Source organism: Streptosporangium sp. NPDC000239, from assembly GCF_040300765.1.
Lineage (GTDB): Bacteria > Actinomycetota > Actinomycetes > Streptosporangiales > Streptosporangiaceae > Streptosporangium.
This window is the reverse complement of sequence record NZ_JBEPEI010000013.1, coordinates 1-19787: the sequence shown is the minus strand read 5'-3', so window position 1 is coordinate 19787 and position 19787 is coordinate 1. Positions and strand designations below refer to the sequence as shown.

General features: G+C 70.2%; 21 protein-coding genes. 17 read left to right on the top strand and 4 right to left on the bottom strand.

Annotated elements, in window-relative coordinates; all coding sequences use genetic code 11:
* The first annotated feature begins 6 nt into the window (after positions 1 to 6).
* The 5 genes from ABT340_RS27645 to ABT340_RS27625 all read left to right on the top strand — a co-directional run bounded on the left by ABT340_RS27645 (position 7) and on the right by ABT340_RS27625 (position 5431).
* A complete protein-coding gene (locus ABT340_RS27645) occupies positions 7 to 744 on the top strand; it encodes a succinate dehydrogenase/fumarate reductase iron-sulfur subunit (RefSeq protein ID WP_352013750.1) in 738 nt (245 codons plus the stop codon).
* Between the two features lie 165 nt (positions 745 to 909).
* Complete coding sequence (locus ABT340_RS27640) at positions 910 to 1599, top strand: DUF4097 family beta strand repeat-containing protein (RefSeq protein ID WP_352013749.1); 690 nt, start codon at positions 910 to 912, stop codon at positions 1597 to 1599.
* Positions 1600 to 1689: 90 nt separating this feature from the next.
* Positions 1690 to 3216 carry a hypothetical protein gene (locus ABT340_RS27635; RefSeq protein ID WP_352013748.1) on the top strand — a complete coding sequence of 509 codons (1527 nt, stop codon included), beginning with the start codon at positions 1690 to 1692 and terminating at the stop codon, positions 3214 to 3216.
* A gap of 12 nt (positions 3217 to 3228) precedes the next feature.
* A complete protein-coding gene (locus tag ABT340_RS27630; RefSeq protein ID WP_352013747.1) occupies positions 3229 to 3669 on the top strand; it encodes a hypothetical protein in 441 nt (146 codons plus the stop codon).
* A 160-nt stretch (positions 3670 to 3829) separates the two neighbouring features.
* Entirely contained in the window at positions 3830 to 5431 is a 1602-nt protein-coding gene (locus ABT340_RS27625; protein ID WP_352013746.1) for an MFS transporter, read from the top strand.
* A 267-nt stretch (positions 5432 to 5698) separates the two neighbouring features.
* Here ABT340_RS27625 and ABT340_RS27620 read toward each other — a convergent pair whose 3' ends face one another.
* A complete protein-coding gene (locus ABT340_RS27620; RefSeq protein WP_352013745.1) occupies positions 5699 to 5866 on the bottom strand; it encodes a hypothetical protein in 168 nt (55 codons plus the stop codon).
* Positions 5867 to 6100: 234 nt separating this feature from the next.
* Between ABT340_RS27620 and ABT340_RS27615 the strand changes: the two genes are divergently transcribed.
* The 4 genes from ABT340_RS27615 to ABT340_RS27600 all read left to right on the top strand — a co-directional run bounded on the left by ABT340_RS27615 (position 6101) and on the right by ABT340_RS27600 (position 8639).
* On the top strand, positions 6101 to 6670 hold the full coding sequence (locus tag ABT340_RS27615) for a MauE/DoxX family redox-associated membrane protein (RefSeq protein ID WP_352013744.1): 570 nt from the start codon (positions 6101 to 6103) through the stop codon (positions 6668 to 6670).
* A 206-nt stretch (positions 6671 to 6876) separates the two neighbouring features.
* Positions 6877 to 7146: an ATP-binding cassette domain-containing protein gene (locus ABT340_RS27610; RefSeq protein WP_352013743.1), complete on the top strand. Its 270-nt coding sequence runs from the start codon at positions 6877 to 6879 to the stop codon at positions 7144 to 7146.
* A gap of 226 nt (positions 7147 to 7372) precedes the next feature.
* Complete coding sequence (locus ABT340_RS27605; RefSeq protein WP_352013742.1) at positions 7373 to 7525, top strand: S26 family signal peptidase; 153 nt, start codon at positions 7373 to 7375, stop codon at positions 7523 to 7525.
* A gap of 745 nt (positions 7526 to 8270) precedes the next feature.
* Positions 8271 to 8639, top strand: coding sequence for a hypothetical protein (locus ABT340_RS27600; RefSeq protein WP_352013741.1), 369 nt, complete (start codon positions 8271 to 8273; stop codon positions 8637 to 8639).
* Positions 8640 to 8675: 36 nt separating this feature from the next.
* Here the strand turns inward: ABT340_RS27600 and ABT340_RS27595 are convergent, their stop codons facing one another.
* On the bottom strand, positions 8676 to 9260 hold the full coding sequence (locus ABT340_RS27595) for a Clp protease N-terminal domain-containing protein (RefSeq protein ID WP_352013740.1): 585 nt from the start codon (positions 9258 to 9260) through the stop codon (positions 8676 to 8678).
* Between the two features lie 2 nt (positions 9261 to 9262).
* Complete coding sequence (locus ABT340_RS27590) at positions 9263 to 9496, bottom strand: RNA polymerase subunit sigma-70 (RefSeq protein ID WP_352013739.1); 234 nt, start codon at positions 9494 to 9496, stop codon at positions 9263 to 9265.
* 114 nt (positions 9497 to 9610) lie between these two features.
* Here ABT340_RS27590 and ABT340_RS27585 point away from each other — a divergent pair, with 114 nt between their 5' ends.
* The 3 genes from ABT340_RS27585 to ABT340_RS27575 are packed head-to-tail and all read left to right on the top strand — an operon-like array spanning position 9611 to position 13722.
* Positions 9611 to 11362 carry an ABC transporter transmembrane domain-containing protein gene (locus ABT340_RS27585; RefSeq protein WP_352013738.1) on the top strand — a complete coding sequence of 584 codons (1752 nt, stop codon included), beginning with the start codon at positions 9611 to 9613 and terminating at the stop codon, positions 11360 to 11362.
* Complete coding sequence (locus ABT340_RS27580) at positions 11359 to 13200, top strand: ABC transporter ATP-binding protein (RefSeq protein WP_352013737.1); 1842 nt, start codon at positions 11359 to 11361, stop codon at positions 13198 to 13200. Before ABT340_RS27585 ends, ABT340_RS27580 begins: the two co-directional genes overlap by 4 nt.
* A gap of 45 nt (positions 13201 to 13245) precedes the next feature.
* Complete coding sequence (locus ABT340_RS27575) at positions 13246 to 13722, top strand: hypothetical protein (RefSeq protein WP_352013736.1); 477 nt, start codon at positions 13246 to 13248, stop codon at positions 13720 to 13722.
* Positions 13723 to 13784: 62 nt separating this feature from the next.
* Here the strand turns inward: ABT340_RS27575 and ABT340_RS27570 are convergent, their stop codons facing one another.
* Entirely contained in the window at positions 13785 to 15845 is a 2061-nt protein-coding gene (locus ABT340_RS27570; RefSeq protein ID WP_352013735.1) for a S9 family peptidase, read from the bottom strand.
* Positions 15846 to 15929: 84 nt separating this feature from the next.
* Here ABT340_RS27570 and ABT340_RS27565 point away from each other — a divergent pair, with 84 nt between their 5' ends.
* From ABT340_RS27565 to ABT340_RS27545, 5 genes are all read left to right on the top strand, one after another.
* A complete protein-coding gene (locus ABT340_RS27565; protein ID WP_352013734.1) occupies positions 15930 to 17342 on the top strand; it encodes a glycosyltransferase family protein in 1413 nt (470 codons plus the stop codon).
* Positions 17299 to 18204, top strand: coding sequence for an N-acetyl-1-D-myo-inositol-2-amino-2-deoxy-alpha-D-glucopyranoside deacetylase (gene mshB, locus ABT340_RS27560; protein WP_352013733.1), 906 nt, complete (start codon positions 17299 to 17301; stop codon positions 18202 to 18204). Before ABT340_RS27565 ends, mshB begins: the two co-directional genes overlap by 44 nt.
* A gap of 5 nt (positions 18205 to 18209) precedes the next feature.
* Complete coding sequence (locus tag ABT340_RS27555; protein ID WP_352013732.1) at positions 18210 to 18632, top strand: DUF6113 family protein; 423 nt, start codon at positions 18210 to 18212, stop codon at positions 18630 to 18632.
* 153 nt (positions 18633 to 18785) lie between these two features.
* Entirely contained in the window at positions 18786 to 19208 is a 423-nt protein-coding gene (locus ABT340_RS27550) for a hypothetical protein (protein ID WP_352013731.1), read from the top strand.
* Between the two features lie 123 nt (positions 19209 to 19331).
* Complete coding sequence (locus ABT340_RS27545) at positions 19332 to 19490, top strand: DUF6355 family natural product biosynthesis protein (RefSeq protein WP_352013730.1); 159 nt, start codon at positions 19332 to 19334, stop codon at positions 19488 to 19490.
* The last annotated feature ends 297 nt before the right edge of the window (positions 19491 to 19787 follow it).

Below are 19787 nucleotides of genomic sequence, written 5' to 3'. Positions count from 1 at the left end.
ATGGGTATGAACCTGACACTCAAGGTCTGGCGCCAGAAGGGCCCCCAGGACGAGGGGCGGATGGTCACCTACCGTGTCGAGGACGTCTCGCCGGACATGTCCTTCCTGGAGATGCTCGACGTGCTCAACGAGCGTCTCATCCTGGAGGGCGACGACCCGATCGCCTTCGACCACGACTGCCGCGAGGGCATCTGCGGCATGTGCGGCATGGTCATCAACGGCGTGGCGCACGGTGAGCAGGTGGCGACCACCACCTGTCAGCTGCACATGCGGCACTTCGCGGACAACGCGGTCATCACCATCGAGCCGTGGCGCGCGGCGCCGTTCCCGGTGGTCAAGGACCTGGTCGTGGACCGCTCCGCGTTCGACCGGATCATCCAGGCGGGCGGTTTCGTCTCCGTTCCCGCCGGGTCGGCCCCCGACGCGCACAGCGTCCCGGTGAAGAAGGACGACGCCGACGCGGCCTTCGACGCGGCGACCTGCATCGGCTGCGGCGCCTGTGTCGCGGCCTGCCCGAACGGCTCGGCGTCGCTGTTCACCGCGGCCAAGATCACGCACCTGGGCCTGCTGCCGCAGGGCCAGCCCGAGCGTGACGCCCGCGCCAGGGCCATGGTCGAGCAGATGGACGCCGAGGGCTTCGGCGGCTGCACCAACACCGGCGAGTGCACGGCGGTCTGCCCCAAGGGCATCCCGCTGGACACCATCGCCAGGATGAACCACGACTACCTCAAGGCCTCCAGGTAGGCCCCACAGCCAAGAAGGCCTGGTTCCCCGTGGGGGCCGGGCCTTCGGCCTGCCGTCCGGCGCGGCGACAAGACCGGATGAGGGCCATCGCCCCCTAAGGGATCCCCGAGGTTTTCCAGGGACATCCCTGATGCGTGTTCGTGGGGCCGTTGGGAGGATCATCGGGTGAAGAAGATCGTGGCAGGCGGGGGCCTGCTGACCGTCGCGGTGCTCCTGACGGGGTGTGGACTGACGAACATCGGCTCCGCCTCCCATCATGAGACCGCGACCCACCAGGTCACCGAGAAGGTCACAAAGCTGAACGTCAGGGGCAGGTCGGGCGACGTCTCGGTGACCGAGGTAACCGGGGGCGGCGTCAAGGTCGTCGAGACGGCCCGGTGGAACGACGAGAAGCCGGAGACCACGCGCAGGGTCCAGGGGGAGACCCTGTTCGTGAGCTACAACTGCCCGTCGAGCATGGACAACTGCGGCGTCGACTACCGGATCGAGATCCCCAAGGGGACGACCGTCGATCTGCAGACGGGCTCGGGACACGTCAGGCTCACCTCCCTGACCGGGGCGATCACCGCCGTCACGGGGTCGGGCGACATCACCGGCACGGGGCTGTCGGGCAGGAAGGTCTTCACCAAGGTCGGCTCGGGAACCGCCGAGCTGGGATACACCGCCGTCCCCGACGAGGTCGAGATGCGGGGCGGTTCCGGCGACGTGACCGTCCGCCTCCCCGGCGGGCCGTACAACGTGTCGACCAGGGCGGGATCGGGTGACAGGGAGGTCTCCGTGCCGCAGGATCCGGCCTCCGCGCACAAGGTCGTGATGTCCACCGGCTCCGGCGACATCAAGGTGCTGGTCGGCTGACGCTCTTCGCGGGCGAGTTGCGCGTGATCCCTTTTATCTGAAATAAGGGGACCCGCAACTCGCTCGGAGTCAGACCACGGGGGACGTCACGTGTTAGATGCCCGGCGCCATGACGACCTCACTCCTCAGCTGATCGACTCACCGATCTGGCACGACCAGATGGTCCAGGAAGCGGGCATCCCGTTCCACGACGTGCCGCTGGTCTCGGTGGGCGGGGGACTCGGCTCCTTCACCCTCGTCGACGTGCTGAGGATCTGCGGGGTGCCCACCTCGTCCATACGCGTGCTGTCCAACAGCGACACCCCGTGGCAGAGCTGGGAGTACCTCACCCGCGTCTCCCAGCTGCCGCCTGAGGAGCGCATCCGCTCCGACGCGGGGGCCAGGCCGGACAACATCTGGGGCTTCCCGTCCTACGCCGTGCACGAGGCCTGGCGGGACAGGTCGCCCAAACTGCTCTGGCAGGTCCTGGTCGAGCCGCTCCTGACCGACTTCTTCAGTCCCAGGGCCTCGACGGTCTTCTCCACCGTCAAACGCGAGGCCGACCGCGTCTCGTACTGGGAGATGCTGCTCAAGGGGCAGGTACGGATGGTCCGCCGCAGGTTCGGGGGCGGCTACTTCACGCTCCTCACCCCTCCGGCGGGCATGACGCCGACCAAGCGGGTGGCGATCCGCTCCCGGTATGTGCACCTGGCGGTCGGTTACCCCGGCCTGAAGTTCCTTGAGGACCTCCAGTGCTTCCGGGAGACCTACAACGACTACCACCACGTCGTCAACGCCTACGAGCCGCACGAGCACGTCTACGAGTTCCTCAAGACCAGGCCGGGCACGGTGGTGGTGCGCGGCTCCGGGATCGTCGCCTCCCGGGTGCTCCAGCGGCTGATGGACGACCGGGAGCGCTACGGCCTGCACACCCAGATCGTGCACCTGCTGCGCACGTACGTGACCGGACCCCACGGCCCGAGCCCGTGGATGCGGCGCCCCGGCGGGGACGGCTGGGCCTACCAGGCGTTCACCCTGCCCAAGTCGGCCTTCGGCGGCCAGCTGAAGGCGCGGTTCCGCCGGGCGGAGGGCGCCGAACGCGCGGCGCTGGCCAAGCTCGTGGGAGGCACGACCACGCCGAAGCTGCGCCGCTGGCAGGAGCAGATGCGCCGGGGCCGGGAGGGCAACTGGTACCACGCGATCCAGGCGGTGGTCCACCGGGTCGAACCGACCCCGGACGGGCGGCTGGTCAGCTTCACCAGCAGCGACGACGGCAGGGCCGGGCAGGTCGTCTCGGACTTCATCGTCGACTGCACCGGGCTTGAGGCCGACATGCCCGAGCACCGGGTCCTGGCGGACCTGCTCGAACACGGCGGAGCCCAGCGCAACGGCGCCGGTCGCCTGGCCGTCGGCAGGAACTTCGAGGTGAGCGGCGCGGGCAGCGGGGACGGCATGCTGTACGCCTCCGGTGCCGCCGTCGCGGGCAACCACTTCCCGGCGGTGGACAGCTTCCTCGGCATGCAGACCGCCGCCCTCGACATCGCCGCCGACCTCTCCCGGCGCGGGTTCTGCGCCGGGCTCGGCCCCCTGCGCTCGGTCAGCCAGTGGTTCAAGTGGGCCGCGGGCCGTCCCATCTGAGGAGTTCACGTCGTGATCCCCACCCTCGCCGGTCGTCTCCAGACCCGGATCTTCCTGCTCGCCACCGTCGGCGTGGTCCTCACGGCGCTGGTCGTGCCGGTGCTGCCGGGCACGAGAGGCCCCATGTCCAGGACGTACGGCGTCGCCTACCTCATCCTGCTCGCGGTCGCCGTCGTCGGCCTGCTCTGGGAGCTGCTCTACCACCTGCTGATGCAGTTCCGCTGGGACAAGGACTGGCCGACGCTCTTCGGGCTGCTCACGATCGTCCCCGAGGGCCTGCTCATGTGGGTCCTGCTGGACCAGAGGCTGATCCCCGGCATCACCCGCCCGGTGGCCTTCTCGACGTTCGCGATCATGTTCACGGTCGTCTGGATCGGCCAGTGGCTGTTCGCCAACGGCCCGATGCGGGTGCTGTCGGTCCACTGGCGGTTGCGCGGCGGCCGGATCATCTGACCCACAAGCGGTTCACAAGTCACGGATGATGCACTGTTCGACGAACCAAAGCGGTGCGGAACGCATCGAACAAGCAGACATCTCGCGGCAGTGACCGAAACCCGATCGGGCCCATCTCCCGGGTGTCACCCCCCTGACGATCGTGATCCCGAGGGAACTCATGAGCAAACGGCCCGTGGGCGGCATCGACTTCGCCCACCCCCTGGCTTTCTGGACCGGATTTCTCACCTGCGTGGCGGGGGTGGCGCTGCACATCCCGATGTACGTGCACGCCGCGGACATGGGCTTCCACATGGCGGGCATGCCGATGGACATCCCGATGACGGTCGGCATGGCGTTGATCGTCGTCGGGCTGGCGGTGACCACGTACGGGCTCGTCCCGCGTGATCTCAAGGCCGCGAGGCAGGCCGGTGAGGTGCGCATCCGTACCTCCGACGACGCCGGGCTCCGCCCCGCGCACATCGGCCTGATCCTCGTGATGACCGCCGCGGTGACCATCGACGCAATGAAGCCGATCACGCTGGCGTTCGTGGCCCCGGGCATGGGCAAGGAGTACGGCCTCAAGTCGGCCCTCAACCCGGGCGGCGACCTGCCCGTCGCGCTCCTTCCGCTGTTCGGCCTGACGGGAACGGTCCTGGGGTCGTTCCTGTGGGGATGGCTCGGCGACCGGATCGGACGGCGGGCGGCCATCCTGCTGGCCGGGGTGATGTTCGTGGCGACCGCGATCTGCGGGGCGATGCCGTCCTTCGGATGGAACCTGGTGATGTGCCTGGTCATGGGACTCGCCGCGGGCGGCATGCTGCCCATCACCTTCTCACTGCTGGCCGAGACGATCCCGGGACGGCACCGGGGCTGGGTCATGGTGCTCATCGGCGGCAACCTGGCCCTGGCCTACGCCATGACGAGCTGGCTGTCGTCGGAGCTCATCCCCGTCTACTCGTGGCGGTCGCTGTGGCTGCTGGGCATCCCCACCGGAGTGGTGCTCATCCTGCTGAACCGCTGGATCCCCGAGTCGCCCCGGTTCCTGCTGGCCCACGGCCGTGAGGAGGAGGCGCGGGCCATCATGGTCAGGTACGGTTCCACGGAGGCGGCCGAGGCCAAGATCGAGCGGGCCGTCACCGAGGAGAGCGCCGCGGACAAGGGCGGTTACACGCCGTTGTTCCACCGTCCCTTCACCGGCCTCAGCGTCGCGGTGGTGATCCTGGGGCTGAGCGTCGGGCTGGTCACCTACGGTTTCCAGCTCTGGATCCCCTCCAACCTGCAAAAGCTCGGCCTCGCCCAGCAGGCCGCCGACCGCGCGCTGCGGGACTCGGCGCTACTGGGTCTGCCGCTGGTCTTCGTCGCCGCCGCGATGTACGGGCTGTGGAGCGCGAAGAAGACCATCGTCGTGCTGAGCGCCCTGGTGGCCGCCGCCCTGCTGGCCTTCTCCGTGGCGGGGGATTCGCTGGTGCACGACGAAACCTGGCTGTACGTGCTGCTCGCGGGCCCGATCGTCGGCACCGCCACGATCGCCGCGGTGGTGGCGGCCTACAGTTCGGAGATCTACCCGACCCGGATCCGCTCGCGTGGCTCCGGCCTGTCCGCCGGGGTCGGCAAGTTCGGCGGGGTCGCGGTCACGGCCGTCCTGGTCGCCGGGGTCACGGTCCCCTCCATCGGCGCCACCGCCCTCCTGGGCGCGGTTCCCCTGGTCCTGGCGGTCCTGGCGGTCGCCCTCTTCGGCGTCGAGACCCGCAAGGCGAAGCCGCTGGGAACGACCGCGTAATCTCCCCCATCTGTCGTGACACCGTTCTGCGAGCCGCCGCGCGGCTCGCCGAACGGTGTGGTCCCATGCCACCGGTGCGCCGCTGATGCGCCGCCGGTGCCGGCTGACCGCGGCGCGTTCTGCGGTTCGTCCGTCCACGGCGGCGCGCCGGTCGCCGTCTTTCACGTCGGCTCGGGAAGGCGAAGCGCCCCGTGCCGGACGAATCCTTTCCGGCGGTCACGATGTTTATCGGCTACCTTTTATTCGGCGGTGACGGCCGCCTCTTGTCTAGCAGTAGCAGGTCCTGACGTCGCACCCGCATCCGCTCCGGCAGTACGCGTCACAGGGGGCGTTCCAGCCGCATCCGAAGGTGCCCTTGCACTCCCAGCAGCTGGAGTAGCTTTTGATCACGACGGGGCCGCAGGCCGCCGAGGCCTCGACCCGGGGCACGAACATGCCAAGAAGACTGCTTCCCATCGCTTCGGGCTTCTTTGGGCTCGGCACTTCCTTTCGGCTGGGGTTGCACACATGGCGCCGGTCGTGCCGATGATTGAAAAACGGATTTTGTGTTTGTGGCGGGCTTTATTGTGAGTTTGTCGTAACAGCGATTTCCGATGATGTCAACACTTGATGGCCGTGTATTCGGATGCCATACTGAAATTCAATTGTTGATCATGTGGAGGGCGTCCGGTGCAATATCTGGCGATCGGGCTCCGCTGTGTCATCGGCGCCGTGTTCCTAATATCTTCGACGGGCAAGCTCATCGGGCGCGACACGTTCGGTGACTTCGTTGCCTCCATACGTGATATGCGTTTGGTGCCGCCGGCCTCGGTGCGTTCCCTCGCTCGAATTGTGCTGGGCGCAGAACTCGCGACATGGGTGTTGCTCGCGACACCCACACCCGTCACCGGCGTCGCCGGTTTCGTGGTCGCGGCGGGACTGCTCGCCGTGTTCACGGTGGTCGTCGTTCTTGTGGTGCGCAGGGGGACGCGGGCGGCGTGCCGGTGTTTCGGGGCGTCCTCCGTCCCGATGGGGCCGCGCCAGGCCATAAGGAACGTGATTCTCGCCGCGGTCGCCGTTGTCGGCGTGATCGGGACCCTGACACCGCAGAAAGGCCTGGAGACCGCTGGAGTGCTGATCGCCGTCCTCGGCGGGACGATGCTCGGCGTGCTGGTCACCGCGCTCGACGACATATTCGAGCTTTTCCAACCAATGAACAAGGACATCGAGCGGCGCCCATCCCCTCCGGCAGTCGGTTGAAGGAGGACGTCATGCTTTCTGTGATCGCGGCCCTGGTGCTCGTCGGGACGTCTGCGTACCGAATCTGCTCCTTTCGGTAGGGGTGATCAAACGCCTCCGGGAACACACGGAACCGCTGTCCAGGCCCGGCCACGGAGAAGTCATGTCCTCTCGGGGTGGGTGAGGAGGTCGGCGAATTCCTCACCTTGACCGTTGACGGTGGAACGTTGAGCAGGGAATCGCTGGCCGATGACACGGTGGTCGGGTTCTTCTCGCCGAACTGTGGCCCCTGCCGGGAACGGTTGCCAAGGTTCGTGGAGTACGGCGGGGCGCTGTCCGGCGGACAGTGGCAGCGGCTCGCGCCGGCCCGCGCGCTCCTGCGCGACGGGCGTGACCTGATGATCCTCGACGAGCCCTCGGCGGGGCTGGACGCCGCGGCCGAGCACGAGATCCACGCCTCGCTCACCGCGCGGAGCGGACCGGCCCGCGGTACGTGACGCCGACCTCATCGTCGTGCTCCGCGACGGGCGGATGGCGGAGCAGGGCGACCATGCCCGGCTGATGCCCGGCGGCGGGGAGTACGCGCGGTTGTTCGCGCTCCAGCCGTCCGGTTGTCGGGATCCCGCCGCCGAAGGGCCGGCGCCGACGGCGGAAGGCGCGGGATGACCGCCGACGCCGGCCCTCGCCCGGGTTCCCGCGCTGTCCGACGCGCCGGAGGATCGTGTGCCGCCGGGCAGGCCGGTTCTCCTGGGTGACAACCAGGAGGCCGGTTACGACTCCCGGCACGTGGGTTGCTTCCCCGCGGAGCGTGTCCTCGGAGTCGTACTGCGCCCACTCCGTCGGAGCGGTTTTCGAATCCGGAGTGCGGGCCGATAATTCGCTTTTCATGCCATCCGAAAGATGGGGAAAGGAGGCGGAACACTCGGGAGGTCCGAAGGCATGGGGACGGCCTGCCCGGCGTGTTTTCGCTCCGGATCGAGGTGGGGTGTGCGGTGGCTGGAAGTACTTCAATATCTGCTATGAATGCCCGGTTTCGCACCCGGGCAGAACGTTTCCACGCCCTGTTACGGATGATGTGCCGCCGATCGCGAAGGTGGTCACGGTAAGTCTTGCCGCGTGAACACAGAGGTGTGCCGAACCGATGGAAATGGCGGCATGTCAGATATATTCTCGGCACGTATGGGGCTCTCTGGCGACAAATGACCACTTTCATCGCCAGTTCTAATGGAAATGATGTTGAATGTCGGATTGAGGTGCCCTTATTCGTATATGGTCGCTCCATCGACATGATCATCTTTGGCGGGCGCCGGAGGTGAGCCGTCCCTAGGCCGTCACGATCCGCAGTGGCCGGGAGGCCGGCGTCCCCCTACTGAGCGACGGTTGGATTTCGCGTGGTCACGGCATTGGAATGCCGGCAGGAGCGCCTTTCCCGGTATAGGTGGATTCGCGGGAGTCATTTCCGGCATCGCTTGTTCGCGGTGGTCGTGACCCTCGCCCTGGGGCTCAGGGCGCTGACGATGCTGGGATTCCGGCCCGGACGGATCTACTGGACTATCTGCGGACCGTCGCCGGGGACGTCTCGCTGGCCTTTCACTGGACCCCGGCGGACCATCCGATGCGGATGTCCGGGCCGCTCAGCCTGTGGGGAGGCGTGGCGGCGCCGGCCGTTCCCGACTGGGCCCGTTCGTACCTGCGGAGATACGCGCCGGGCGTCACCGGGGAGTACGAGGCGGTCCAGCCGTACGCCGGGTTCCTGCAGGCCTTTCAGAACCCCTCCTACCTGCGTGGGCCGTTCCTCGGGGTGATCCTTCTGCTGGGGGCGGCGGACCTGCGCCGTAAGGATGTGCTGCTGCCGTGGGGGACGGCGGTGGTTCTGCTGGTGCTGCCCGTCGCCGTGCTCGATTTCGATCACCGTTACGTGCTTCCCGTCGTGCCGTTCGCGTGCCTCGCCGCGGCCCTCGCGGTTTCCGCGCGCTTCCGGGCCGGTTAGGACCGGGCCGGAGAGAGGCCCGGTCCCCGGCCCGGCCTACGCCCGGGAGGCGCCGCCCTGATCCTGGCCGAGCTCCGCGACGATCTCCCGGCGCAGCGCCCCCGTGTCGATGCCGGCGTCGGTGATGACGCGGGAGCCCAGCCCTCTGCCCTCGCGGAGGATGCCGAGCAGCAGGTGGCCGTCGCGGATGCCCTTCTGCTTGAGCGCCAGCGTCTCGCGCAGGGAAAGCTCCAGGGCCTTCTTGGCCTGTGGGGTGAAGGGGATGTGCCGTCCGCTGCGGAGTCCGTTCCTGGTCGTGACGGGGTCGCGGTCGAGGGAGCCGGGCCCGAAGGCGGCCTCGACCCTCTCCCTGATGGCCGACAGGTCGATGCCGATCGTTTCGAGGGCCTCGGCGTCGAGGGCGGTGGCGCGTCTGACGGGGGTGAGCCGTACGACGGCCCGGTAGGCGCGTTCGTAGTCGAGGCCGTGCCCGGTCAGCACCCGGGTGACCATGCAGGAACGCTGGTCGAGCAGGCCGAGCAGGATGTGCTCGGTGCCGCAGCGGTCGTGGCGCAGTCGCCTGGCGTTCTCCTGGGCGAGGGTGACCGCCTGGCGGCTCTCCTGGTGGAACCGTTCGAACATCGCTACCTCTCCCGTCTCAGCAGCCCGCGGCCACCGGCGTACTTCTTGTGGACCGCCTGCCTCGTCACCTCAAGGCAGTGGGCGATCTCCTGCCAGGACCAGCCCTGTTGTCTGGCGTTCTCGACCTGGAGGGCCTCCAGCCGATCGACGAGGATCCGCAACGCCCGTACGGCCCGCAGGCCGACGGCCGGGTCGCGGCTGCCCGCGTCCGAGGCCAGCTGTGCCGTGTCGCTCATGTATGTCAATGTAAGTTGACGCCATTGAGATGTCAACCTTGATTGACGAGGCCCGTCTCACGGTCAGAAAACGGTTTGCCGGGTGATCGTGGGGTTTGTCAGCCTGGTAGGGCTATGCGTTCCCTGCCTGCCGCTGATCCCGGCGATCCCGATTCCCGAAGTCCCTTCCGATATCTCCTCTGGACCGCCCGCTCGCAAGCCGGTCCCCTGCTCATCGGCATCGGCTACGCCATCCTGTGGTGGACCTCGATGGCCCTGATCCCCGCCGCGATCGGTCGCAGCGTGGACGCCATCTGGAACCAGGACATGCGGAGCCTGCTCATCTGGACGGCGGTCGTGTTCGGCCTGGGAGTGGCGCAGGCGGTGACGAGCACCCTTCGTCACCGGATGGCCGTCTTCAACTGGCTGTCCGCCGCCTACCGCACGGTCCAGGTCACCGTCAGGCAGGCCACCAGGCTGGGGGCGACCCTGCCCAAGCGGGTGTCGACCGGCGAGGTGGTCAGCGTCGGCAACTCCGACATCGCCCACATCGGCAACGCGATGGACATCCTGCTGCGGGGCACGGGGGCGGTCGTCGCCGTCGTCACGGTCACCGTCATCCTCATCAGCACCTCGCCCGCGCTCGGACTGACCGTGCTCGTCGGTGTTCCGATCATGGCCGTCGCGGTCGGCCCCCTGCTCAGGCCGCTGCACCGGCGCCAGCACGCCCACCGTGACCTCCAGGGGGAGCTCTCGACCAGGGCCGCCGACATCGTCGCCGGCCTGCGCGTGCTGCGCGGCGTCGGCGGCGAGCAGATCTTCGCCGAGCGCTACGCGGAGGAGTCCCAGAAGGTACGGCGGGCGGGCGTGCGGGTCGCCGCGATCGAGGCGACCCTTGAGGGAGCCCAGGTCCTGCTGCCCGGCCTGCTGATCGCGGGCGTGACCTGGCTCGGCGCCAGGTTCGCGCTCAGCGGGGAGATCACCGTGGGCCAGCTCGTGGCCTTCTACGGCTACGCCGCCTTCCTGATCTCCCCGCTGCGCACGCTCACCGAGACCGCGGACAAGCTGACCAAGGGACACGTGGCCGCCCGCAGGGTGGTGCGGATCCTCAACCTGCGGCCCGAGATCACCGGCGGCACCGGGACCTCGCCCGGCGGCCTGCTGCGTGACGTCGCCTCCGGCGTCGCCGTACGCCCGGGTGCCCTCACGGCCGTCGTCTCGGCCGTCCCCGAGGAGAGCGCGACGATCGCCGACCGGCTCGGCCGGTACGCCGACGGCGACGTGGACTTCGGCGACGTACCGCTGGACAGTCTGCCGGTCGCCGAGGTCCGCCGCCGGATCCTGGTCGCCGACAACGAGGCCGGGATGTTCGCCGGGGTGCTCAGGGACGAGCTGGACGTGACCGGGGCCGCCTCCGAGGAGACGATCAACCGCGCCCTGCGCGCCGCGTGCGCCGAGGACGTCGTCGAGGCGCTGCCCGGCGGTCTCGACGCGGCCGTCGCCGAGGCGGGCCGGGAGTTCTCCGGCGGCCAGCGGCAGCGGCTGCGGCTGGCCAGGGCGCTGGCCGCCGACCCCGAGGTGCTCATCCTCATCGAGCCGACCAGCGCGGTCGACGCGCACAGCGAGGCGCGCATCGCCGTACGGCTGGCGGAGGCCAGGGCGGGCAGAACCACCCTCGTCTGCACCACGAGCCCGTTGGTGCTCGACCACGCCGATCACGTGATCTACGTGGAGGAGGGCGTCGCGCGGGCCCAGGGCACCCACAGGGAACTGCTGGCCGTCAGCGCGGACTACCGCGCCGTCGTCACCAGGGGAGAGGAGGAGTCCACGCGGCCCCCGGAGCCCGCCGGCGCCGGACGCGGGAACCCAGGAAAGGAGGCCGCGTGAGCGGGCAGATCCTCCCGGTCGCCGACCGGGCACAGGTACGGGCCTACGCCCGCAGACTCACCCTGAAGTATCCCGGCACGCTGTCGGCGGCCCTCGGCCTGCACGGCCTGGCCGCGGCGGCGGGCCTGGTCGTGCCGTGGATGCTCGGCGACCTCGTCCACGGCATCAAGAGCGGCACGGGGATCGACGTCACCGTGGTCGCGCTGGCCATCGCGGGCTTCCTCGCCGCGCAGGGGGTGCTCGTCAGGTTCGCGGTCTACGTCTCCTCACGGCTCGGGGAGAAGGTCCTCGCCGAACTGCGCGAGGAGTTCGTCGGCCGCGTCCTCGCCCTGCCGCTGTCCACGGTCGAGCGCGCGGGGTCCGGCGACCTGATCACCCGCACCTCACGGGACGTGGACACCCTCTCCCGCAGCGTGCGGCACGCCGTACCGGAGACGGTGATCGCCCTGGTGGCCTTCGTGATCACCGCGGGGGCGCTGATACTGACCGGGCCGTTGCTCGTGCTGCCCGCGCTGCTGGTCGTACCGCTGCTGTGGATCTCGACGCGGTGGTACCTCAGGCGGGCGCGGGACGGCTACCTGCGGGAGAACGCCGCCTACGCGGACATGACCGAGGGGCTGGCCGAGACGGTCGGCGGCGCCCGTACCGTCGAGGCCCTGGGACTCCAGGAGCGCAGGCGGCGCCGTACGGACGTCGACATCGCCAGGTCGTGGGCGGCCGAACGCTACACCCTCGGGCTGCGCATGGTGTGGTTCCCGGCCGTCGAGTTCGGTTACGTGCTCCCGATCGTGACGACGCTGCTGGCCGGGGGTGTCTTCTACATCCAGGGCTGGGTCACGATCGCCCAGGTGACGGCGGCCACGCTGTACGTGCAGCAGCTGGCCGACCCGCTCGACCGGCTGATGTCGTGGGTGGACGAACTCCAGGTGGGCGGCGCCTCCATGGCCCGGCTGCTCGGCGTCGCCGAGGTGCCCGACGACCGGGAGGCCGGTTCCGAGGCTCCCGAGGGGGAGGAGTTGCGGGCCGAGGACGTCCGCTACGCCTACCGCGAGGGACACGACGTGCTGCACGGCGTCGACCTGGTGGTCAGGCCGGGGGAGCGGCTGGCCATGGTCGGTCCCTCCGGGGCGGGCAAGTCGACGCTCGGCCGCCTGCTCGCGGGCGTCCACGGGCCGCGGACCGGCTCGGTCACGGTCGGCGGCGCCCCGCTGGTCGAGCTCCCGCTCGACGACCTGCGCGGCCACGTCGCGCTGGTGACCCAGGAACACCACGTGTTCCGGGGCACGCTGCGGGAGAACGTGCTGATCGCCCGTCCGGACGCCGACGCGGACCAGGTCAGGGCGGCGCTTGAGGCGGTGGACGCCTGGGAGTGGGCCGCCGGTCTGCCCGACGGGCTGGACACGATGGTCGGTTCCGGCGGTGAGCCGGTCCCGCCCGCCCAGGCCCAGCAGCTCGCCCTGGCCCGGCTGGTCCTGGCCGACCCGCACACCCTCGTCCTGGACGAGGCGACCTCGCTGATCGACCCCAGGGCGGCCCGTTCCCTTGAGCGTTCGCTGGCCGCGGTGCTCGACGGCCGTACGGTGATCGCCATCGCCCACCGCCTCTACACGGCGCACGACGCCGACCGGGTCGCGGTGGTCGAGGACGGGCGGATCAGCGAACTCGGCTCCCACGACGAGCTGGTCGCCGCGGGTGGCTCCTACGCCGCCCTGTGGAGCAGCTGGCACGCCAACGGCGGAGTGAAGGAAAACCGTCCTGTCCGGTGGGGAAAGGAGGGGAACCTCCGGGTGCACCTTCCGGGGGAAACGGTTCCGCGCGACTACAGTGATCGTCACTGACAGTGGTCAGTCGAGTGCGAAAAGTCGCAGGAAAGGGGTGCCCCCGTGTCACCTGAATCGATCGCATCCGTCACGAGCTCGACGCTGGGCAGGCTCCTGGCGGGAGCCGCCCTTCTTGTCCCCGCCTTCATGATCTGCGGGGGGCCGGCCGAGGCCACCGTGCCCGCCGTCGGTCACACCGTCACCGCGGACCCGGCCCCCGTGGCGACCCCCTCGCCCGGCCCGACGAAGACCGGGCGGCCCGCCAAGCGGAACAGGGCCGCCGAGGACGCAGGCCAGGACGTCCGCTCGATGACCGGCGGCCACAGCGGCGGCAAGGTCGGCGGCAGGGGCGGTGGCAAGAACGGGGGCGCCACCGGCCCGCAGGGCGGGGACACCTACGACCCCGAGGCCAGTGCCGACGACGCCGCCCCCGGGGGCCGCAGCGCGGGTGCGGGCCCCGGCTCCAACACGGGCCCCGCTACCGGCCACGGCCGCAACGGCATCAAGCGGTCGGCGGGCAAGTGGCAGCGTTTCAAGTGACGCCCCAGGACTGAACGGAAGCGGCCGCCGTACCCCGGGGAGGGTACGGCGGCCGCTCCTCGTCAGGACAGGGCCTTGTTGAGGAAGTCCACCTGCAGCAGCAGGAGGTTCTCGGCCACGACCTCCTGCGGCGTCATGTGGGTGACGCCGGACAGCGGCAGCACGTTGTGCGGGCGCCCGGCGGCCAGCAGCGCGGACGACAGGCGCAGCGTGTGCGCGGCCACCACGTTGTCGTCGGCCAGGCCGTGGATCAGCAGGAGCGGGCGTTCGAGCTTCTCGGCGTCCGCGAACAGCGACGAGGCGTCGTAGTGCCCCTCGGCGGGCTGGCCGAGATAGCGCTCGGTGTAGCAGGTGTCGTAGAGCCGCCAGTCGGTCACCGGGGCTCCGGCGATGGCGGCGTGGAAGACGTCGGGCCGCCGCAGCACGGCCAGCGCCGCGAGGTAGCCGCCGAACGACCAGCCCCTGATGCCGACCCTGGACAGGTCCAGGTCGTCGGGGAAGCGCTCCGCCGCGCCGTGCAGGGCGTCCACCTGGTCGTCGAGGACCGGGGTCGCCAGGTCGTGCAGGATCTCCCGCTCGAACTCGGGGCCGCGTCCCGGGGTGCCCCGGCCGTCGGCGACCACGACCGCGAAGCCCTGGTCGGCGAACCACTGGCTGGTCAGGTAGGCGCCCGAGGCGGACAGGACACGCTGGGCGTGCGGGCCGCCGTACGGGTCCATGAGGACCGGGAGCCTCGCCGAGCCGGGTACGTGCCCTGACGGGAAGACCACGGCGGTCGACAGCTCGCGCTCGCCCGTACGGATCAGGGAGACCCGCAGGTCGAGGCCGTGGCGTTCGGCGTGGGAGGTGATGTGCCCGACGTGGCGGCCGTGGTGGGAGACGCGGGTGACCGGTTCCTCTCCGTCGAGGGTCTGGCCGGTGACCACGAGGGTCCCGCCCGCGGCCTGGCCGCTGTAGACGCCGCTGTCCTGCGGGCTGACCAGGGTGATCCGCCCGTCCTTGTAGGCCCACAGCGCGATCTCGGACGGCTCGCCGCTGGCGCGGAACAGCACCGTGTCGCCGCTGACGCCCGCGACGTCGCGGACCTGGAGGGAGGCCGGGGTGACGGGCTGGTCGCCGACGACCAGGCGGCGGCCCCCGTCGAGGTTCGTCACCCAGACGAGGGAGCCGTCCGACAGGTGGCCGGGGACGCCGGTGACGACGTCGACCCAGGCGGCGTCGGTGTCCTCGCGGACGAGGGAGGAGGCGCCGGTCTCGGGGTCGACGTCGAACAGGCGCATGGTCCGCTGGTCACGCGTCATGGTGACGATGGACAGGCCGTGGTCGTCCCAGGCGGCGTTGACGAGGTACTCGTCGGTGAAGGGCACCGGGACGCGGCCACCGGCCAGGGACAGCACGAACAGCTCGACCTTGGCGTTGGGGGACCCCGCCGCGGGGTAGCGCTGCTCGGTCGCGGGCCTGGCGGGGTTGGCCGGGTCGGCGATGTGCCACTTCTCGACCGGTGAGTCGTCGGCCCGCTCGACCAGTACGGCCTCGCCGGACGGAGACCACCAGTAGCCGCGCATCCGGTCCATCTCCTCGGCGGCGATGAACTCGGCCAGGCCGTAGGTCACCTCGGGCGCCTCGGGGCGGGCGAGCGCGTGGTCGACCTCGTCCTCAAGGTCCTGGACGTGGAAGGCGCCACCGGTCACGTATCCGACGTGCACACCGGTCGGGGAGAGCCGGGGGTCGATGACCGGGCCCGGGGTGCGCAGGTGGCGCACGCTCCTGGTCCGCAGGTCCACGACGTACAGGCCGCCGGAGAGGGCGAAGGCGGCCGTGGTCACCGCGGCGTCGGTGCTGTAGGCGACGATGCCGCCCGCCGACTCCCTGGCGCGCTCGCGGCGTGCCCGTTCCTCCGGCGGGAGGTTCTCCTCGTCGGCGGCGATGACCCGGGGATCGGCGATCAGCCGTTCCGTGCCGCTGGCCACGTCGAACTCCCACAGACAGGTGACCGGGTCGCAGCCGCCCTTGGTCCGCAGGAAGACAATCCGCGCACCGTCGGGCGCGACCGTGAACGCACGGGGAACGCCGAGGGTGAAGCGGCGGGTCCTTGCGTGCAGCCGAGGAAAACTCTCACTCATACCAGTCATCTTGCCAGTACGGTCCCGGGAAGGGATCTCCCAGGATGGTCCAAATGAATGTGATCATGGGAGAAACTTGGGCGAGTGACGCTTACCGAGCGAATCGCTCGCTCCCCCGGGACGCCCGCCGTTCTGGCCTTCGCGTTCGTGATGTGGGGGATCGGCGTCCCCTCGTTCTGGCGTGACGAGTCGGTCAGCGTCCTGGCGGCCAGGATGTCCTTCGACGAGCTGCGCGAGCTGCTCTCCCACATCGACACCGTCCACGCGCTGTACTACCTGCTGCTACGCCCCTTCGCCGCCCTCGGCGGGGAGGTCGCGGTCAGGCTGCCCTCCGCGCTCGCGGTCGCCGGGGCGGCGGCCGGGATCACGGCCCTGGGCCGCAGGCTCTCCGCCCCCGGCTCCTGGACCGGGACCTACGCGGGCCTGGCCTACGCGCTCATCCCCATGGTCAGCCGCTACGGCCAGGAGGCACGCAGCTACGCCCTGGTCAGCGCGGTCGCGGTGGCCTCGACCCTGGTCCTGCTCGGCGAACGGCGCTCCCGCCACGCCGGCTACGGCCTGCTGATCGCCCTGCTCGGCTGGTTCCACCTCTACGCGCTGCTCCTGCTGCCCGCGCACGCCCTCATCGTGCTCCGCCGCGGGCGCCGGGAGATCCTGCCCTGGCTCGCGGCGCTCGCCGGGGCGGCGGTGCTGCTGGTTCCCCTGGTCCTCATGGCCTCCGGGCAGCGGGACGAACAGCTCTTCTGGCTGAAGACGCCCGACCTGGCGGCCCTGGCGCAGCTCGGTGTGGAGATCTCCGGAGGACCCGTCTCCTGGCAGGACTCGGGCACCCCGCCGCTGTTCCTCGCCCTCCTGGGGCTGCTCGCCCTGCTCGGCGTCTGGTACGGCAGGGCGTCGCTCACGGAGGTCGCCCTGCCGTGGGCCCTCGTCCCGGTCGCGCTGTCCTACGCGATCTCCCAGGTGTACCCGGTCTACAACCCGCGCTACGTCATGTTCGTCCTGCCCGCCCTGGCGCTGCTGGCCGGGGCCGGTCTGGCGGGGCTGCCCCGGCCGTTCTCCGGGCGGGCGCCGATCGGCCTGGCGGCCCTGGCCGCCCTCGCGGCGCTGTCCATGAGCGCCCAGCTGACCGTCAGGGGCCCCGCCAACCGCCCCGACGACCTGCGCACCCTGGCGGCCGAGCTCGGCGCCGCCGAACGCCCCGGCGACGCCGTGCTCTACGCGCCGGAACGCTTCTGGCTGTTCGTCTCCGTGTACGGCGGGCCGTACGGGAAGCTGGTGCCCTTCGACCCCGGCGCGGAGCGGGTGTGGCTGGTCTCCCGGCGGCTCCCGGGGACCGAGTGGCAGAGCGACCCCCGGCTGGCCGCCCTGAAGCGGGGCTTCACCAAGGCCGGGCCCACCCGGATATCCGGTGCGGTCCGTGTCACGCTCTACACCCGGCGGCTACCCTCGAACCATGAACGACCGCCGTCTGCTGCTCGTGCACGCCCATCCCGATGACGAGACGATCGGCACCGGCGCCACCATGGCGAAGTACGCCGCCGAGGGGGCCGGGGTGACCCTGGTGACCTGCACCCTGGGCGACGAGGGCGAGGTCATCCCGCCCGGCCTGGCCCACCTGACGTCCGACCGCGACGACGCCCTCGGCGGGCACCGGATCGGCGAGCTGGCCGCCGCCTGCGCGGCCCTCGGCGTCACCGACCACCGCTTCCTCGGCGGCCCGGGGCGCTGGCGCGACTCCGGCATGATGGGCGTGGCCTCGAACGACCACCCCGCCGCCTTCTGGCGGGCCGACCTCGACGAGGCGGCCGGAGAACTGGTCAAGGTCATCCGCGAGACGCGTCCCCAGGTCCTCGTCACCTACGACGAGAACGGCTTCTACGGCCACCCCGACCACATCCAGGCGCACCGCGTCTCGGTACGGGCCTTCGAACTGGCCGCGGACCCGGCGTTCGGCGAGGGCGAGCCGTGGCGGATCGCCAAGTTCTACGTCACCGCGGTGGCCAGGTCCACGATGCGCAGGACCGCCCAGGCGCTGGTCGAGGCCGGGACGCGCTTCCTCCCCGAGCGGGTCGAGGACCTGCCGTACGGCTGCGCCGACGAGGACGTCACCACCGAGATCGACGCCCGCGCGCACATCGAGGCCAAGTTCGCGGCGATGCGGGCGCACGCCACCCAGATCAGCGTCGAGGCCCCGTGGTACGCCCTGTCGAACGACGTCGGCCAGGAGGTGCTGGCGGTCGAGCACTACATCCTGCGCTCCGGCCTCCCCGGCTCCGGCGCTCCGGCGGCACCGGTCGAGGTCGGCGGCCTCGGCGAGCCGTACAAGCCGGAGGACGATCTCTTCGCCGGGATCGACTAGCCTCCATGGTTGTGATGGAGCAGGTCCCCACGGCCGAGCGGTCCTCGGGCAGGGCGGTCGCCGTGGCGGCGTACGCCGTCCTCTTCGTTCTCGGCCTTCTCATGGGCCTTCTGGGCGCCTTCCAGCATTCGTGGTACCTCAGGCCGACCACGGTCCCGATCTCCTCCTTCGGCTGCGTCCTGGCGCTGTTCGCCGTCTGCTACGGGGCCGGGCGGATGATGCGCGGCAAGCTGGCGGCCCTGGCCGCCGCGAGCGGCTGGCTGGTGATGACGATGATGTGGCTCTCCGGCAGGCAGGAGGGCGACGTGATCATCGCCGCCGACCTGTCGGGCTACGTCTACCTCTACGGGGGCATGATCGCCGCCCTGGTGGCCGTCCTGATCACCCCGACCTCACACGGCGGCTCCTGGCTGCTGACCCGCCACTGAGGATGTCCACGTTGGCGGTGACGATCGCGCCACCGCGTCGCAGCCGCCAGGCGTAACCTCGGACTCGCGAACGGTCACGAGGCAGACGATCTGGTCATCTCCCGTACCGGAGAGCCGTTGGCTCCCCGCGGCACGGCGGCGCACAATCCTGGTATGCGGCGGTTGCATCGCGTACGGCGCACGCTCAACTACCTCAACCTGTCCACCCCGCTCGGACTGTTGCTGGTACGGCTGGGCGGCGCCAGGAGGAGGGCGGGGCCGGACGGGCTGATCCTCGCCTACGGCTACCGCATCCCGTTCCCCGTCGCCGGGGCGTTCACCGTCGGCAACGTGGTGCTGACCAGGTCGCAGGAGGGGAGTCTGACCGAGTCCCTGGTCAGGCACGAGGGTAGGCATGCCTCGCAGTACATGTTCTGCGCGGGACTGCCGATGCTTCCGCTGTACGTCGTGGCGGTGGTCGTCTCGGTGCTCGTCTGCGGCGACCCCTCCTCGTGGAACGTCTTCGAACGCCTCGCGAACCTGGAGGACGGAAACTACATCCGTAAATCACCGTGGTGGTTCAGGACGCGGTTTTAGGATTTTGTGACGGCGGAGGAGGTTGGCGGCAAACCTTCGTCATTTGGCAGGGATCACGGTGGAGCCGGTGTCCGTCCGGCGGATAGTTTTGACGAAATTCCAGCCAGAACACGAAGGGGTGCCGTGGCCTGCTACCACCACTGTGGCTCCTCCGGCCGGGTTCTCATCCGTGTCGGGCGGACCTTCGACCGGCCCGGACACGACCAGTGCGTCAGGCCCGGGATGACCCTGCCCGGCATGCCGTACGACATCGAGTACGCCTGGGCGAAGGGTCCCCGCTGAACCGACTCCGTGGCGGTGGAGACCGAGGAACATCGGGACGACGCCGTTTTCCGGGGAGACGGTCGCCGGGTTGTTCCACGTCCGGTCCTCTGGGGTGTGATCGGTCGCGGATGATTCGGTGAACATCTCCGTCGGCATTGATTCGTTCGTCGATGAACGGCGTGGGACCGGACTCCGCGGTTCCCCGTGACGGAGCGGAAACACTGTGGTGATCCACAGTGGAGGGGCCGGGCCGCGTGCGCGGCGGGGGCCCCCCCCCCGGGGGGCCCCCGCGGGGCCGCAGAGGAAGAGCGGCGG

Coding starts and splice junctions, on each gene's coding strand:
- ABT340_RS27570 (WP_352013735.1), bottom strand. CDS start 15,845: ATGAGTGAGAGTTTTCCTCGGCTGCACGCAAGGACCCGCCGCTTCACC.
- ABT340_RS27555 (WP_352013732.1), top strand. CDS start 18,210: ATGGTTGTGATGGAGCAGGTCCCCACGGCCGAGCGGTCCTCGGGCAGG.
- mshB (WP_352013733.1), top strand. CDS start 17,299: ATGAACGACCGCCGTCTGCTGCTCGTGCACGCCCATCCCGATGACGAG.
- ABT340_RS27645 (WP_352013750.1), top strand. CDS start 7: ATGAACCTGACACTCAAGGTCTGGCGCCAGAAGGGCCCCCAGGACGAG.
- ABT340_RS27550 (WP_352013731.1), top strand. CDS start 18,786: ATGCGGCGGTTGCATCGCGTACGGCGCACGCTCAACTACCTCAACCTG.
- ABT340_RS27625 (WP_352013746.1), top strand. CDS start 3,830: ATGAGCAAACGGCCCGTGGGCGGCATCGACTTCGCCCACCCCCTGGCT.
- ABT340_RS27585 (WP_352013738.1), top strand. CDS start 9,611: ATGCGTTCCCTGCCTGCCGCTGATCCCGGCGATCCCGATTCCCGAAGT.
- ABT340_RS27620 (WP_352013745.1), bottom strand. CDS start 5,866: ATGTTCGTGCCCCGGGTCGAGGCCTCGGCGGCCTGCGGCCCCGTCGTG.
- ABT340_RS27590 (WP_352013739.1), bottom strand. CDS start 9,496: ATGAGCGACACGGCACAGCTGGCCTCGGACGCGGGCAGCCGCGACCCG.
- ABT340_RS27600 (WP_352013741.1), top strand. CDS start 8,271: ATGTCCGGGCCGCTCAGCCTGTGGGGAGGCGTGGCGGCGCCGGCCGTT.
- ABT340_RS27595 (WP_352013740.1), bottom strand. CDS start 9,260: ATGTTCGAACGGTTCCACCAGGAGAGCCGCCAGGCGGTCACCCTCGCC.